The sequence below is a fragment of the Lishizhenia sp. genome, from assembly GCF_033720595.1.
Taxonomy (GTDB): Bacteria; Bacteroidota; Bacteroidia; order Flavobacteriales_D; family Crocinitomicaceae; genus Lishizhenia.
Map to the genome: position 1 here is coordinate 1 of NZ_JAWWCF010000056.1, position 16,196 is coordinate 16,196.

The following is a 16,196-nucleotide window of genomic DNA, read 5'->3' on the forward strand; positions in this document are numbered from 1 at the left end:
ATATGAATTCGTGTGTACCATAATGAAGTATTTTCGTTGTGTATAATACCTAAGTATTTTAACACACATTATGATCAAATTATTATTGAGCCTTTCTTGTATACTCTTGGGATGGGGAGCTTTTGCTCAAACTATGAAGTTTACAGGGGTAGTAAATGATACGACCAATCAGAAGCCGCTAGAAAATGTAGTGGTAATGGCCGTGAACCTTTCCGATTCAGTATTATTAGGATTTACTCGAACAAATGCCGCAGGAGAATTTCTCTTAGATAGTATTCCTTTTGGAGAACTTGAGCTGTTATTTACACATCCTAAATTCGCAGATAAAAGTTACTACATTATCGGTAGTGAAATGAATAGAGATATTCATATTCCTAACGTTGTACTTCCGAATATTGCCACAGAACTACAAGAGGTGGTGATTTATGCCAACAAAGAACCTGTGTTTTTTAAAGGTGACACCTTGGTTTATCAAGCAGACTCCTTTAATGTAAAGCCCAACGCAGTGGTTGAAGATTTACTGAAACGTTTACCCGGTATAGAGGTAGACGAAGAGGGGAATATAAAATCTCAAGGTCAAGAAGTTGCCAAGGTTTTGGTGGATGGAGACGAGTTTTTTGGTGATGATCCAACGGTGGCTACGAAGAATTTAAATGCAGATGGAGTTCAAACCGTAGAAGTTTATGAAACGGTGGAAGATACTGGAGATGGAGAAGAGACCATACAGGTAATGGACGTTCGTTTAAAGGAAGGTGCGAAAAATGGTTATTTCGGTAAAATTGCCGGGGCGAGCGATTTTCAAAATTTCTACGAAGGTGAAATCCTGTTGAATCGTTTTAAAAATGACTTGAAAGTTTCTGTTTTTGGATTGGCTTCGAATACGCCGAATACGGGGTTTGGTTGGAGCGACGCGCGTAAGTTTGGATTAACCAACGAAATGGATATGGGGTATAGAGATGGAGTGATGTTTTCTAGTGGAAACGGGCGAACGGGATTACCTCAAAACTTTAAAGGTGGATTCTACTATACAGATAAGTTAGCGAAAGACTTAAAGCTCGGGTTCAATTATACGTTTAACAACAATAGTATTACCGAAAATACCAATAGAGTATCACAGTATATTTTTTCTGATACAACTTTTACGAATACGGATAATAACAGGGGGTATCAAGAACAGCTTTCACACAGTTTGAATTTTAATATGGAGTGGAAAATAGACTCTTTGACAACGCTAGAATTTGAACCGAGCGTAAACTTTGCATCGGGTGCTCAAAACCAAATAGATAGTTCAGAGTATTTCTCTTCCACAAACGCAAGAACTTCGGGTACTTATGTAAATAATAGTGTAACGAGCGAAACGGTTGATGTAAATTCGCTGTTGAGGTTGCGAAGAAACTTTAAAAAGAAGGATAGAAGCTTAGAGCTTGAATATCAATATGGATATTCTCAAGGTGAAAATTCAACACGTCTTATCTCAAATATTACCTACGAACCGGGTATAGGTATTCCGGATTCGTTGACAGATCAAAATAAATTAGGAAACAGCAACACCCAAGGGCATAGAGCATATTTAGAATATGTGGAACCTTTGAATAAAAAAATGAATATTCAACTTGATTATAAGTTTGATTATTTCTTTGGTGATCAGGGAAGAGAAGCTTATAACATCAATGGAGGTGCGCAAACCTTAGATTCTACCTTTTCTAATAATTTCTCAAACAAGAGGTTTGAAAATAGAATTGGTCTGTCTATGCAGTACGAAACCAAGAAGGATTTTATCATGATAGGAGCTGATTTTAGAAATGTAGAAATTGACAATTATGATATTTGGGGAGACACTACCTACAAACAATCGGTTTACAATATTTTGCCTCACTTGAGGTATACGCATAAGTTCAGTAAGTCGAAAAGATTAAGATTGAATTACAATACGCGTTCCTCTCAGCCAAGTTTAAATCAGTTACAGCCAATTCCGGATAACTCAAATCCAAACAGAATTTATGAAGGAAATCCTGATTTGATTCCTGATTATAGTCATAACTTAAACCTAAATTTCAACAATTGGAATGCGGTTACAGGAAGGTATATTTGGTCAGGGGCTTATGCCCAATATAACCCTATTGCTTTTTCAAGTGAGGTTACCTACTTAAATGATGGTAGAACGCGTTCAAAAACAATTAATGTAGAGGGAAATAAGTACGCAGGTGTTTATGGGGGAGCTGGAATTAATTTTTGGAAGAGGCAATTGGAGTTGAAACCAAAATTGAATATCAGTTATTCTGAAACGAAGAACATCATTAATGTGCCTGCTCAAGAGATAGAAGGCCTTGAGAATATTACTAAAAATGCTAATTTTTCAGGTGGTTTAGATGTTGAGTTAGACTTTGATAGCATTCGTGTAACATTTGGAGGGAACGTTGGATATAATATTCCTAAAAGTACTTTTGGAAATGCGAATCAGCCCTACTTTAGATACGATTACAACTTTAGGTATTATCACCAGTTGCCATGGAATATGGAATTTGAAACAAGTGTAGACTATGTTGTGAATACCAATAGATCAACCGGCTACAATATCAATCCTTTCATTCTTAACGCAAGTTTGGGGAAACGTTTTTTGAAAACTGAAAATCTTTTGATAGAGTTAAAGGCTAATGATATTTTCAATCAGAACATTAACTTAATTAGGAACATCCAAAATAACGTAATTGTTGACCAAACTACACAGGTTATCGCGCGATACTTCCTTTTAAAAGCAACCTTAAGATTTAACAACACTAAAACTTCAGAGAAAGATGAGCAATGGCATTATTAAAAAAGGCTTATTAATAGCCCTGATACTTTGCGCCTTTGGAAGTATAGCTCAAAGCTATCAAACAGAAGGGAGGGTTTACTTTGAGCGTAAAACTAACTTAGAAAAGAAATTCAAAGGAAGTGATTCACCTTGGACGAGAAGAATTAAAGTGAAGGATAAAATCGACAAGTTCGAACTTTTCTTCACGGATAGCACCTCTTTATTTCGTCCTATAGAAAGTGATATCCCAGATGAATTGAGCTGGGCGACAAGTAAAAATAAAGTTTACCAAAATTTCAATACGGGTGAGCGTATTACCTTGATGTCCTTTTGGAGTGGAGATTTACCTATAGAAGATTCTATAAAAGTGAGGGAGTGGAAAATGACCACAAGCGAGCGGAAAATTGCAGGTTATGATTGCCGCAAGGTGTTTTGGCAGGTAAATGATTCCCTACGTATTTATGCGTGGTATGCAGAAGAGATACCTGTTTCTACAGGGCCAGAGTCATTCAATGGACTGCCTGGTTTAATACTTGGCTTAGCTACTGAGGATGGAGGAGTAGTTTATTTTGCACGTGAAGTTGAGTTCAAAAAGGTAGAAGTAGAAGCAAAAATTCCTGAATACAAGAAAAAGGAGGTGAAATCAGAAGAAGAAATGCTGAAATTCTTGTTGGATAATTTTGCGCGTGATGCCTACATGAAAGCTTCCTTGCAAAATATGTTCATTTGGTAAAAAAAAAGTTTTTCATTAAGGGTTTTGATTTTCAGTTAGATATAGAAAAGAATAAAAAAACTTTGAAAAAAACTTCCAAAAGATGCTTGTAGATAAGAATTGTTTGTCTATATTTGCACCCGCATTACAACGGTAACGCAGTCAAAAATTGAAAGAATAACAAACGTTAGCTACAAGTTTAAGCGAGAGTAGCTCAGCTGGTAGAGCACAACCTTGCCAAGGTTGGGGTCGCGGGTTCGAATCCCGTCTCCCGCTCAGAGTTTTTATTAGCGCGTTTAATATAAAGATAGTCCGATGCTCGAGTGGTGGAATTGGTAGACACGCCGGACTTAAAATCCTGTGCTCTTTTTGGGCGTGCGGGTTCAAGTCCCGCCTCGAGTACTTAAAAAGAGATCTCTTCTAGAGGTCTCTTTTTTTTTTCAAAAAATTAAAGCATTCAGATTGGCTTCCACTTTCTGAATAACATGGCCCTCATTCACTTCGGTGTTTGAGGGTTTTTTTATGGTGTTAATTCTTCTTAACAAAAAACTCAAATTATTTACAATTGTAGGTGAAAACAAACAGCTTAACAAGATGTTAACTAGCTTGTTATAGATTCTATTCTGAAATTGAAAAACCTCATTTTACAGGTAAATTGCTCATAGAAATTGGCGTTTTCACGGTTTCATTTATAGCGGGGTGTTAACTACCCCTAAATTCTTTCCATTCGTCATTTTAGTTTTAAATTCTTGAAAAATTAATGCTTATTTGTTAGTTATTACTACTACACAAATACTGTATACTTATACCTTACAGCTGGACCGTATATAAATGAAATTATGTTAGATATACGAACCGATAAAACAATCAACGTGATCGATAATCAGGCGAAGCAATTTGCATCAGATTTAATAAAATATTGTTACGAAGGAAATTTGTTGCAACTCAAAGAACTCGTTGCCTTAGGGGCAGATGTTAATGTACCGGATGAAAATGGAGAACTTGTTTTACACAGTTCAATACGTGCAGGATACGATGAAATAACAAGCTTTTTGTTGTCTGTTAATGCAAACCCCAATTTATTGGACTTGTCAGGAAATGATGCCATGTATTATGCCGCAATGAAAAATAATATATCCGTTGCTAAAGAACTCTTCAACGAAGGTGCGTTTGTAGATGGACAAAAGGATGGAATGGTTCCTCCACTTATTACAGCAGCGTTATACAATTGTGGTGAGGTCGTTGAATTCCTTATATCCAAAGGAGCGGTTGTTGATATCAAAGACAAAAAAGGCAAAACAGCATTGTATTACGCCACGGCACAGAAGCATCAAAATGTAATAGAGATGTTATTAAAGGCAGGTGCTACTCCAGTAAAGTTGAACAATAAGGTGAATTCTAAAAAACCAGCTTGGAAGCGTTTCTTTAACTTTTAAATGCTGATTCCAAGCACGGTGATGTCATCTGTTTGTTCTTGACTACCTTTCCAGTTATTAAGCGCCTCTAAAAGGGCTGCTTTCTGACTATTCATGTCTTTTTGATGGATGTTCACGAGTAGTGATTTAAGGGTGTTTATCTTGAATTTTTTGCCGTAGGGTCCTCCAAATTGATCGGCAAAACCATCTGAAAGTAAATAAATTTTGTCATCCTTATTAAGCATGAGATTGCCTTTACTGAAATATGGGGTAGTATCTTGTAAACCGATAGGATTATTACTTGTTTTTAGGCGTGTCAATTTTCCTGCGCGTATATGGATTATTTGACTCTTAGCCGTACTGTAGTGTAATTCATGTGTACTATTGTTGATAGCAATCAGCGATATGTCTAAACCATCTCGAATATTTTCACTTTCGATATTGCTGTTGAAGATGTTGTTGATTTCATCATTTAAAAAGTTGAGCAAATCTTCTGTTGTTTTATTTTCAGCTAAACGCACGGCTTGATTAAGGGTGTTAATCGCTAAAACACTAATTAAGGCACCGGGTATACCATGTCCTGTACAGTCGCCAACAGCCACCAACGTATAGTTGTTTTTCACTCCATCTTCGTGGATATTGATGTTTTTTAACCAGTAAAAATCACCACTAACAATATCTTTCGGTTGATAAATTAGAAAGCTGTTCTTAATGTAATGTTGAATTTCTTTTTCTAAAGGAAGTAGTGCTTTTTGAACATTGTAGGAATAGGTAATAGATTTTAATATACTTGAATTTTGCTCTTCCAATACCTTACTTTGTTCGGAGATTTCTCTTTTTCTATCCTCTACCTTTTTGGAAAGTTTTAAATTCTCATGTTGTTTATACCTATTGGTTTTTACAAGTTGTTCAATTTTAAATTGTCTGAATTTTTTAAATCGAATCGAAATAGCAAGCGTCAATAATACGATTTCAAAAAATAAACCTATTTCAAGACTAAAACGCGTGAAATTTGAATACGGAAGTAACTGGAAGTTTGCACCGATGTAAATTAAAGCTCCTAGGAAAAAGATTAATAATGAAATGCTAATTAGCCATAATTCTTTGTTCAATTTATTCCAACTTTTAATAAAGGCTAAAACATAGAGAAACAAGAAAAGAATAGAAATTAGATTTACGAGCAAGTATTTGTAAACCTCTAAATAGAGCTGAGGTAAAAGGCAAAAAACAATGCCAATTGGAAGTAAAGAAACCAGCGTATTAAAGGTTTTGTGTAGGCGAGGTAAATGTTTTTGTGTGCTGAAGAAAAACTGGAAAAATCGGGTTAAAAAGATACAGGTTAAAATCACACAAATAGGTACTGCTACTTGCTGTATATATGGAGAGTTAGGCCATAACAATTGATAAGAATATCCTTGTAAGGTAAATATCAATAAGAGGAAAACACATAAGTACAAGGAGTAATAGATACTAGATCGTCTTTTTACCCATAGATAAAGGTTAAAGAGTATTGAAAGAATGATAACCCCGTATAATAAACCGAGATAAAAGTAAACATCGGCATCCTTTGTAATTAGACGATTATTATGTACTAAGGAAAGAGGGAGGTACAGGGGGGTTCCATAATTCGTTATTCGGATGTAGAAGCTAGATTTGTTCTGAATTGGAATTAAAAAATCTTTATTTATCCGTTTTCCAAAAGGAATTAGGTCTCCTGTTTCGTAGGATAATTGGATGTTGTGTTGTTCATCTTCATAATATACTTGTATACTGTCTAATAGAGGGTTGTCTATGGATAGAAAATTGTTCAACCAGTTAGAATCTAGTAGTTCAATTTTGAGGATAACATCTCCTTTGTAAAAACCGAAACTTTCTACCTTACAAGCAGAAGAAGTTTGGTATTTATATTCCGTAATGTTTTCAAGCTTAAATTGATCTGTATCTAGTTGCGTAAAAGCAACAGTAAAAGATGGGGTACAGTTAGCTAATACAAGGCTGTTAATGCCAATTAAGCAGAACAATATTAAAGTATAAATGTATTTCGGTAACATATTAAATTTCAATTCCAATAAAGGTGTAATCCTTGCGCTGATTTACTTTTAAATGCATCATATCGTCGAGCATAACCCTTTTTTGTTGCTCAATTGGTTTTAAACTAAGTCCCATGATATATTGAAGGAAGTAATGTTTTCCCTTGGTGTTGTAGGCTTCCTTAATTCCTTCCGTAAAGAGATAAACCTTATCATTTTTTTGAAGGGTTATGCCGTGTTCATGACTCTTGTATTTGTCGGCGTATTCTTCTACATTGTATTCATGATTTTCTTTGTCAACAGGCATACCGTCTCTAATGATTTCTATCATTTCAGTGTTTCCTGAAAAGGATAATTGTTGATTGATGTTGTTGTAAACTCCTACCAATAGGCTATGTTTTGAATTTACACCATTTCTGGCAAGTACAGCATCAAGTCTATGTTGTATATAATTGAATACTCTAGCCGTATTACTTAGTTTTTGAGAGTGAATGGAATTTCGAATGGTTTTTAAAATAAGGGCATTGATGAGTGTGCCTGGTATGCCTTTTTGATCGGGTTTCCCTATACAGAACAGCACTGAATCTGGATTGTTTTTGGTGCTTACTCGGGTTACCCAATAAAAATCGGTACTTAATATTTCTTTAGGTTCGAACATCAAAAAACTAGAGGGAAGTACACTGTGGATAGTAACTTCATTGGTGAGTAAAGAGTTCTGAATCCTTTTGGCATAACGGAATGAGTCTATGAGTTCTTTGTTCTTCAATTCTCGTTGCTTGCGTTGTTCCTGAAGGTACTGCGTTTCTTTATTGATTTTTTTCTCAAGATTGAGGTTGTTGTGATTTTTAATTTTTGTCAATTCTTTCAAACGCAATTCGGCATCTTCTCTGTAGGATGAAAATGCATCTATAATATAAACCGCAAGCATGATTACTAAAAGTGAGATGCAGGTGTATAAAATGTCATTAAAACTAAATTTAAACAGACTAAAACCACTAACTTTTAAAAGGTAAGCAACGACGAGAGTAACAACCGGAAAGTAGGCGATTAAGTATTTTTTATTGACATTTTTCTTTTTGCGCAGGGCGTCTATAATCAGAAGGAGTATCATACCTACTTGAAAGAAAAAGATGTAAATACTTGCATAGTTTAAGTACAAATAATACTCTTCTAACGGGATGCAGGAAAGAATAACTAGGAGCGTTTGTATATAGAAAGTAAAGGAGTAAATGATTCTCAAAGCTTTAGATTTCTTGCGAACACTAAAAAAGGAGTATGCAAAGATGAGGTGGATGAGAAGAAGTAGCTGAAATAAAATTCGACTTATCACATAGGTGTTCACTGCATAGGAGGTAAAAAGTGAACTCGATAAAGTTCCATCGTAAATGGCGAAACTTACAGCGAGTAGAAAGGTAAAGCTTAGGTTGAAAAGATATGCATTATCCTTTATTTGGATAAATAGAAAAGTATTTAGGATGATGAAAAATAAAAAGACACCATAGTAAATACCAAAGCCCATTTGTTCCCTTACATTTTTCCTTAACAAGGTGCTTTCATCAAGCAAGTTTAGTCTAAGGTTTGTGATAATACTTGGGTTACTGAGTCGGTAGTAATTCAGATCGTGATGAATATTTAGAATGAAGTGTTCATGACATAAGCTTCTTTGATTACAGGGAACCTCGTACCCGGAACTATCTATTTTAATAAAGTGATTATTTACTTTTTTGTATTGCTCTATTTTAGGGAGTAATTTATTGATAATCTTTAGGTACTTTTTGTTTTGGAAGCGTCTACCGTCCACACGTACCCAGATATATTTATCGGTGATGTCAACATGGTCACTCGCCGCGTACGTCGTGTATAGTTCCTCATGGTCAACAATAGAAAGCTCCGCTGATGAACTTGTGAAATAGGTTAGAGAGTTTATGTCATAGGCATTCGGTTCTTTCCCTGAAGAAAAAATGAAAACTACCAATAAGGGTAGTAGTAATAGCGGTATGGAACGACTAATATTCATAATGAAACTAGTCCAGTTATAAAGGCAAGAATCTTAAAGTTAAAGCAATATCTATGATTTCAAATAACTTAGTATTATAATTTTAATCCAATAATACTCATGTCATCGATTTGTTCTAGTTTTCCTTTCCAATTGCACATGAAATCTTCCAGTTTTTCGTGCTGTTGCTTGGTGGGGAGGTGACAGATTTCTAGTAAGAGTTTTTTGAATTCTTTTTGTTTTAACTTTTTGTTTTTTATCCCTCCAAATTGGTCAGGATACCCATCCGTAAACAAATAAATAAGGTCACCCTTTTCTAACTGTAAAGACTGTTGTTTGTATTCGAATTCAACATTGAGGGATCCAATAGGGTTTCTGTCTCCTTTTAAGGGGATAAGACTGTCTTTTCGGATGACATATATATTGGCGTTAGCCCCGGCAAATTCTAATTGATTTTGATTGAGGTCTAACTTACAAATAGAAATATCCATTCCATCTCTAATGGTCTTTTTATTTTCTTTTGCTAAGGCAATATTGAATTGTTTATTGGTATATTTTAATATGTCCGCAGGCTGATTAAGTTGAGCTTGCTTCAAGGCGTTGTTGAGGGTGTTTAATCCAAGAATACTGAGCATTGCACCGGGAACACCATGACCTGTGCAGTCTGCTAACGCAAGCATTACAGTTCCCTTGTTTTCGTTTATCCAATAGAAATCACCACTCACGATATCTTTAGGCTTGAAATACACGAAAGCATTTAATTTGTTTTCGATGTCTTCTTTTAACGGCATCACCGAATTCTGAATACGTTGCGCGTAATTTATAGAGTCTAGAATTTCTGTGTTTTTGACCTCTAATTGATTTGATTTTTCAGATAACTGAGCTGTTCTCAGATTTACTTTGTCTTCTAGTATATTGGCTTGTTCTTTAATTAATGCGTTCTTTTCTTTCAACTGTGTAAGCGCTTCTTCTTTGTACATTTTAAAGCGATCAACGATAGCAAAAGAAAGCAAGATTACCTCAAAAGAAGATCCTATTTGCAGACTATATTGGGTTAGGAAATTGGTAGAAACCAAACCGAAATTTTTCAGTAAGAAAATGAATACAGAGATGAAAAGTAAAACAAAAGCTAAAAAGAAAAATCTAGCTGGTCTGAAGTTTTTACGAACGGCATATATAGAAATGGGGATAATAGCAACATTCAATATTAAGGTGATGACATTTACAGCTACTACTGCTATTTTATAACAAATATCTATGGGTAAACAGGATAAAATGAAAATGACAATTAAAACACCACTTGTGATATTTAGCCAAAGATTTACTTTAGGCATTAAGGTTTTAAGCTGAAGAAATGATTGGACAAAGAGGATTAGGAAAAACACGCCTAAACTAGCCATCATAGGTAGCATGTGGTTTGCCAAAAACGGACTAAAAGGCCAGAGATATTGGAAACCGTGTCCACCTAAGCCTAACTGCAGTAGCATTAAGCCTATTAAATAAAGTACGTAATAGAAGTTGGGGGTGAGTTTGATTCTAAAATAAATAAAGAGGTTAAATAAGAGTACAAAAAGTATAATCCCGTAGTAAATTCCGAGTACGAATTGTTCTTCGTTATCTCTTTTATTCAGTGTTTTTTTAGAAAAGATATTTACAGGGATGGAAAACTGATCACCTCCATTGTCAAATCGCATGATAATGGTTTGAGCTCCCGTTAACGGAAGTTGAAAATATCTGTGTTCTATGGCTCTTTTGGAGAAGGGTAATTTGTCTCCAACCTGAAATTCTTCGAAGTACGTACCATAATTTTTTACGTATAAACTTACGTGGTCTAGGTACGGGTTTTTAAGTTCTAGGATGTACTCAAAAGTCTTGGGAGCTGTAATGTTTAGTTTTACCCAAACTACACCATCATAAAAACCAAAATTTAACGTGTTTTGATTTAAGTAATTAAATTGTTCATGAGGTAGATTATCTATATTGAATAACCTGTCCTTATCCATGATTACTTCCATGTTGGAAGCATCCAATTCTAGTACAGTTAAATTTCTATCCACTTGTATAGCTTCTCCTTGCTTTGGAAGCAAAATCAAGAGGAAGAAAATGATGATATTTAGTTGTTTCATTTTCTATCGCTGTACCAAAATTAAAAGCTCCATACAATGTGTAAAGAGCTTTTCGATGAGTAACATTAATTTTAGTTAAAAACCGTGTTTTAAACTTCAAACGCTTGAGAATGGATAATGTTCCCGTTCATACTTAATTTAACGCTGTATTTTCCAGGTTTCCATCCTTCAACTTTTAAATTGAAACCAAAACTGTAGCTTCCAGGCCTAGTAATTGGAAGTCCGTCTCCTAAATGTTTGATGAGTTCATCGTTTTCATCGTATACGGCATAGCTCAATTTTCCAGATCTTTTAAATTCATACTGCAGATCTCCTTTTACTTCAACAGGTTGGCGCGCAATGTTGCGTTCTTCATCCATTTCGTAATCGGTTACCGTACTGTACCAGTTGTCCTCTATGTTTTTAATTCTAGCAACTTCTTTACGCAAATTTTTGACCATAGGGTTTTCGATGTCGTAAATGTCACTAATACTATTGTTGTCTGAAATTGCCCAAACGGCAGCTTGCTTCGAGTGGTCATCAAGTCTTTTGTTATTACAGAATTTCGCTAAGGATAATAGGTCCTTTGATTTAGCAGTACTCATCGTAAACCCAGAACTTTCGTTTGGTGCAGCATTGTTTGCCTGGCAGCAATACCCCAATAAAGGATAACTTTCCTCTTGGTTAGACTGAACAAAAATGTCTTGGTCTTCCAAGATGAATATGTCTTGATCATACTCGTCGTCTGAAATAAATTGGGTTCCGTGAGGGATGGTGAGGGGTTGTTTTTTTCCTTTGAGCCATTTTATTTTAACATTGATGGCTTCTCCACTGTAATCACCTGTAGATTCGAATTTAGCTTCGACCATACCTTTGTCGATGGCTTCCTGAAGTGTTAATGGGGTAGGGGTGTTAAAATAGCCTAGAGCTAAGGCTGAGAATAGCAAGAGTAAACTTTTCATGATACGTGTTTTTAAGATAGAAACTAAAGATGCTCAATAGAAAGTATGAGCATCTTTAACTTCATAATCTAATCTTTCGTGAAAAGTTACAAATTAATTACCTTCCAATGGCAAATATAGTTGGTCGCTTATGCAAGTCAAAAGCATTATCACGCCAATCTTTCACGGTCATGGTCTGGATACGCTCTGTAGGAAGTGTTAAATCACAGGCAATACAGATTTTAGTATCATCCATTAAATCATTCAATAAATCCTCCAATACGTTCATGTTTCTAAAAGGTGTGTCCATGAACAAGTGCGTTGTGCCATTTCTTCTGGCATCACCTTCAAAATCTTTCAAAGACTTGATACGCTCTTTTCTTACTTTAGGTAAATACCCGTGAAAAGAAAAACTTTGTCCGTTAAAACCACTTCCCATCAAGGCCAATAGTATAGAAGAAGGTCCTGTTAAAGGAGAAACAAAATGACCTTTTTCATGTGCCAAGGCTACTAATTCAGCACCTGGATCTGCAATTCCCGGACAACCTGCCTCCGAAATAATTGCAACATTATCTCCATTGCTTAAAGGTTTAAGCATTTTGTATAATTCAGCAGGATCTGTCTTTTTATTAAGGATGAAAAACGTGCTATCGTCGATAGGAAAGCTTCTGTCCATTTTACGCAAATACCTTCTTGCTGTTTTAATATCTTCAACCGCAAAAAATCTCGTCTCTTTTGCAAATTCACTTACTTCTTCCGGGATGACGTGTTTGTATCCTTCAGAACCCAGTGTTGTAGGGAGTAAATAAAGTTTTCCTTTTGCCATTATTTTAAATATTTTTCTACGATTTTATCCGTTGCTATATCAAGCATGTTGTACACATCAACAAATCCCTGATCACCTCCATAGTAAGGGTCTGGAACTTCTAAATTCATGCCTGGGTTAGATTCGTTAAGTATCATCTTAACCTTTGCTTCATCTGCTTGATTACGCGCTAATTTTAAGATGTTGTTGTAATTACTTTTATCCATAGCGTAAATGATATCGAATTGATCGAAATCTGCCACTTCAAATTGTCTTGCTCTTAAAAAATCTATAGGGGTACCAAGATTTTTACCTGTTGCTTGCATCCTTGGGTCTGGAGCTTCACCAACGTGGTAGGCAGCTGTTCCCGCAGAATCTACATAGGTGTCTAAATTATGTTCTTGTACTTTTCTTCGGAGTAACCCATCTGCAATAGGAGATCTACAGATGTTCCCCAAACAAACCATTAATATTTTCATAGCTCTTATGTTGCGCTTTGTTTTTTTATGATTTTATAAAAGAGTTTTGGAAAAAAGCGTTTAACGGTAACCGCTAATATTTCTTTGTTTCCAATTAATACTTCTTTTTTATTTTGTTTGAAAGCTTTTAAAAGGTGTTGAATACACTCCTCCACAGGCATACCTGTAGCTTGATTATGATCCATAACCCCGTGCGCGCCTCCGTCTTTGTTTAATGCGTGTTTGGAAATATCTGTATTGATTTTTCCAGGGAAGACCATCAGTACATCAATGTTATTTTTTTCTTCCTCCAATCGAAGGGCTTCATAAAACCCTTGAAGTGCGTGTTTCGAAGCTGCATAGGCAGAACGCAAGAAAAACCCGAACTTTCCGGCAATACTTGAAATTACGATGATTTTACCATGTTTTTGTTTTTGAAAAACAGGGATTACAGCTTTGGTCATGGCTATGTTTCCAAAATAATTGATTTCCATCAATCTTCTGTCTACCGCCAAGGGTGTTTCATGAGCTTCAGAACGTTGAGATAAACCTCCGTTATTCATCAGTACATCAATTCTTCCAAAATGATTAACCACAGTTTCAACCTTAGGAGAGAAATTAGCGTTGTCTTCTAAATCTAAGGGTACTACCAAATGGTCGTCTGGTCGCTCTAGACTGTTTTTAACTTGGTTTAATTTATCCTCATTTCTGGCTGATAACACAATTTTTGCACCGAGTGCGGCACATTGTTTGGCCATTTCTGCACCAATTCCGGAGCTTGCTCCTGTTATCCAAATTACCTTATTTGCTAACCAACTCATAAGGCGCAAAATTAAGTTTTTATTTAGATATTACTCTTCAAAGTAGTGAGTATATATGGTCCTTTAAAATAATGGACAGTTTTATCATTTATGTGTTAATCGTTAATGATGGTGAGAAATCCAGTATAGGGTTTGGCATCTTTATCTGCAGTATCTTCATAGTAAATGAAAAAATAGGTTCCGTCAGATAAGCCCTTTCCATCAAAAGTGTTGTCGTAGTGGTCTTTTTCATAGATTGGATTACCCCAGCGATTCACTATCTCCAAACGATTTCTTGGGTGTTTTTCTGAGTTTTTTATGATGAAATAATCATTCATTCCATCTCCGTTGGCCGTAATTACATTGGGTACAATTGGTTTACATTCATTCAATTCTAGCTCCATGGTGTCTGAAAAATAACAACCATTTTCATCTATGTTGGTGAGGATTATCGTATTGAAGTCAGCTTCTACAAAATAAGGATTATCATCACTACCATTCTCCCAATAGTAATTGTTTACCTCTTCGGGTGGATATATTCCGTAAAACTCCTTTCTGCAAATTAATGTGTCATTGCCTAAAGAAAATTCAAGAGGAGCATAAACTTCTAAATAAAGGGAGTCTGAAAAATTACAAAATCCAAAAACTTCAATTTCTACACTGTACCAACCCACATGAGAGGAGTCTAAATTAAAGATATCTATCGTTGGATTACTTGTGTTACTACCGTCTGGATATGTCCAGTAAAAATCGGTATTTGGAATTTCATCCGCATATAAACTCAAGTCTGTACCTAAACAAGCAGACGTGTCTAATTGTACAAAGAAATTGTGGTTGTTTGTATTGTATACTTTTACAGAGTCTGGGATAAAAGGACAATTGTTAACATCCAGCCCTTGTAATACATAATAACCATCTTCGAAATATTGATCAACGTATAAGGTTTCCTCATCGATGAAATAGGTGTTTTCAAATTCCCAGTACAGTTCATTATAACTATTAACGGTATCATAAACTTCATCAGTTGAAGTTTTACAAATGAAACTGGTGTCTTTATTCAATTGAAGGTAATGGGTAGGGTATACAGTAATGTACATGGAATCCTCTATACTACAATACGTGTTACTCGCTGTTAAATAATACATACCACTATTGTTTTCGTCTATAGGGTAAATCATAAAGTTATTACCAGAAAATTGCTCGTTATTACTGTTGGACCAATTATAGTTTTCTGCCGAAGCTTGTGTTGCTAATATTAGCGTGTCGTCATGACAATAAAAATCGTCCATAGCAAAGATTATTTCACTAGGTAATTCACTTATTGAAACTTGAAAACTATCAGTGTAAGGACCACAGTAGGGTCTGTCAACGATATAAACTAACGTAAAAGAGTCTATTAATTCAGGTACCACATAGCTGTTTTGAGTAGAAACCAAGTTGTTGTCTAAATACCATTCTATACTTCCATTTCCTGTATACTCGAAAATTCCCGAATCTCCTGCACATAGGGTAGTATCTGGATAATTAAAGTTTTCATTGCCAAAAAAGTACCCAATTGCAACGGTGTCTGTATTCGCAGTACATCCATCAGCTGAGGTGGCTGTAACAAAATAATCTCCCGGTGTGCTTACCCAAATACCAGAAGTGTTTTCTCCATTGGGTGACCAATTGTAACTAGCAAGCCCTGATGTAGTTTCTACATAAATAGAATCTCCAATACAAAAGAGCGTGTCTCCCACATTTAAACCAGGTGATATGGACATGTCTTGTACAAATATTGAGTCTGTAGTAGTAATGTTACAGAGCTCTATGGTACAATAATAATAACCGGGATCATATACCATAATGCCTGGGGTAGTATCTCCTGTAGGTGACCACTGAAAAGAAGGCGTTCCGTAATAATTTACTTCTAAATAAATGCTGTCGTCATTACAAATTGTTGGAGTTCCGTTAATGTTGATGTTTGGTGTTGTATACTCTGTAACAGTAATATAGTCAGAAACGAGCTGACAAGAATCATAATCCATCACAATACAATAATAATCACCATTATCTGTCACCCAAATATTGTTCGTATCTCCAACACTGTTTCCATTTGGTCCTATCCAATTATAACTTAGTCCTGCGGTACCTATCTCTA

General features: G+C 35.5%; 11 protein-coding genes and 2 tRNA genes. 5 read left to right on the forward strand and 8 right to left on the reverse strand.

From position 1 onward, the window contains the following. Nucleotides 1-70: 70 nt before the first annotated feature. The 5 genes from R3333_RS05780 to R3333_RS05800 all read left to right on the forward strand — a co-directional run bounded on the left by R3333_RS05780 (nt 71) and on the right by R3333_RS05800 (nt 4,942). Nucleotides 71-2,815, forward strand: coding sequence for an outer membrane beta-barrel protein (locus R3333_RS05780; RefSeq protein ID WP_318957841.1), 2,745 nt, complete (start codon nt 71-73; stop codon nt 2,813-2,815). Next, complete coding sequence (locus R3333_RS05785) at nt 2,796-3,527, forward strand: GLPGLI family protein (RefSeq protein ID WP_318957842.1); 732 nt, start codon at nt 2,796-2,798, stop codon at nt 3,525-3,527. Before R3333_RS05780 ends, R3333_RS05785 begins: the two co-directional genes overlap by 20 nt. A gap of 182 nt (nt 3,528-3,709) precedes the next feature. Then, a tRNA-Gly gene (locus R3333_RS05790) sits at nt 3,710-3,782 on the forward strand. Nucleotides 3,783-3,823: 41 nt separating this feature from the next. Next, nucleotides 3,824-3,908: transfer RNA gene (locus R3333_RS05795), tRNA-Leu, on the forward strand. 437 nt (nt 3,909-4,345) lie between these two features. Beyond that, nucleotides 4,346-4,942, forward strand: a complete 597-nt coding sequence (locus R3333_RS05800; protein WP_318957843.1) for an ankyrin repeat domain-containing protein — start codon at nt 4,346-4,348, stop codon at nt 4,940-4,942. On the opposite strand, the gene R3333_RS05805 is transcribed toward R3333_RS05800, so the two are convergent. The 8 genes from R3333_RS05805 to R3333_RS05840 all read right to left on the reverse strand — a co-directional run. After that, on the reverse strand, nt 4,939-6,972 hold the full coding sequence (locus R3333_RS05805; protein WP_318957844.1) for a 7TM diverse intracellular signaling domain-containing protein: 2,034 nt from the start codon (nt 6,970-6,972) through the stop codon (nt 4,939-4,941). The two genes, R3333_RS05800 and R3333_RS05805, sit on opposite strands and share 4 nt — an antisense overlap. A 1-nt stretch (nt 6,973) precedes the next feature. After that, nucleotides 6,974-8,968 (reverse strand): 7TM diverse intracellular signaling domain-containing protein, encoded by a 1,995-nt coding sequence (locus R3333_RS05810; protein ID WP_318957845.1) that lies wholly within the window; start codon nt 8,966-8,968, stop codon nt 6,974-6,976. Nucleotides 8,969-9,042: 74 nt separating this feature from the next. Beyond that, nucleotides 9,043-11,073, reverse strand: coding sequence for a 7TM diverse intracellular signaling domain-containing protein (locus R3333_RS05815; protein WP_318957846.1), 2,031 nt, complete (start codon nt 11,071-11,073; stop codon nt 9,043-9,045). 89 nt (nt 11,074-11,162) lie between these two features. Then, on the reverse strand, nt 11,163-12,014 hold the full coding sequence (locus R3333_RS05820; RefSeq protein WP_318957847.1) for a hypothetical protein: 852 nt from the start codon (nt 12,012-12,014) through the stop codon (nt 11,163-11,165). Nucleotides 12,015-12,111: 97 nt separating this feature from the next. Continuing rightward, entirely contained in the window at nt 12,112-12,819 is a 708-nt protein-coding gene (locus R3333_RS05825; protein WP_318957848.1) for an SAM-dependent methyltransferase, read from the reverse strand. Beyond that, nucleotides 12,819-13,277 carry a low molecular weight protein-tyrosine-phosphatase gene (locus tag R3333_RS05830; protein ID WP_318957849.1) on the reverse strand — a complete coding sequence of 153 codons (459 nt, stop codon included), beginning with the start codon at nt 13,275-13,277 and terminating at the stop codon, nt 12,819-12,821. Before R3333_RS05830 ends, R3333_RS05825 begins: the two co-directional genes overlap by 1 nt. Before the next feature lie 5 nt (nt 13,278-13,282). Then, a complete protein-coding gene (locus R3333_RS05835) occupies nt 13,283-14,077 on the reverse strand; it encodes an SDR family oxidoreductase (protein WP_318957850.1) in 795 nt (264 codons plus the stop codon). A gap of 95 nt (nt 14,078-14,172) precedes the next feature. Continuing rightward, nucleotides 14,173-16,196, reverse strand: a 2,024-nt coding sequence (locus R3333_RS05840; protein ID WP_318957851.1) for a gliding motility-associated C-terminal domain-containing protein, incomplete at its 5' end; no start/stop codon positions are given.

What these genes read in the sequence shown, in the direction of transcription:
- R3333_RS05780 (WP_318957841.1), top strand. Translation starts at nt 71, where the DNA reads ATGATCAAATTATTATTGAGCCTTTCTTGTATACTCTTGGGATGGGGA.
- R3333_RS05785 (WP_318957842.1), top strand. Translation starts at nt 2,796, where the DNA reads ATGAGCAATGGCATTATTAAAAAAGGCTTATTAATAGCCCTGATACTT.
- R3333_RS05800 (WP_318957843.1), top strand. Translation starts at nt 4,346, where the DNA reads ATGTTAGATATACGAACCGATAAAACAATCAACGTGATCGATAATCAG.
- R3333_RS05805 (WP_318957844.1), bottom strand. Translation starts at nt 6,972, where the DNA reads ATGTTACCGAAATACATTTATACTTTAATATTGTTCTGCTTAATTGGC.
- R3333_RS05810 (WP_318957845.1), bottom strand. Translation starts at nt 8,968, where the DNA reads ATGAATATTAGTCGTTCCATACCGCTATTACTACTACCCTTATTGGTA.
- R3333_RS05815 (WP_318957846.1), bottom strand. Translation starts at nt 11,073, where the DNA reads ATGAAACAACTAAATATCATCATTTTCTTCCTCTTGATTTTGCTTCCA.
- R3333_RS05820 (WP_318957847.1), bottom strand. Translation starts at nt 12,014, where the DNA reads ATGAAAAGTTTACTCTTGCTATTCTCAGCCTTAGCTCTAGGCTATTTT.
- R3333_RS05825 (WP_318957848.1), bottom strand. Translation starts at nt 12,819, where the DNA reads ATGGCAAAAGGAAAACTTTATTTACTCCCTACAACACTGGGTTCTGAA.
- R3333_RS05830 (WP_318957849.1), bottom strand. Translation starts at nt 13,277, where the DNA reads ATGAAAATATTAATGGTTTGTTTGGGGAACATCTGTAGATCTCCTATT.
- R3333_RS05835 (WP_318957850.1), bottom strand. Translation starts at nt 14,077, where the DNA reads ATGAGTTGGTTAGCAAATAAGGTAATTTGGATAACAGGAGCAAGCTCC.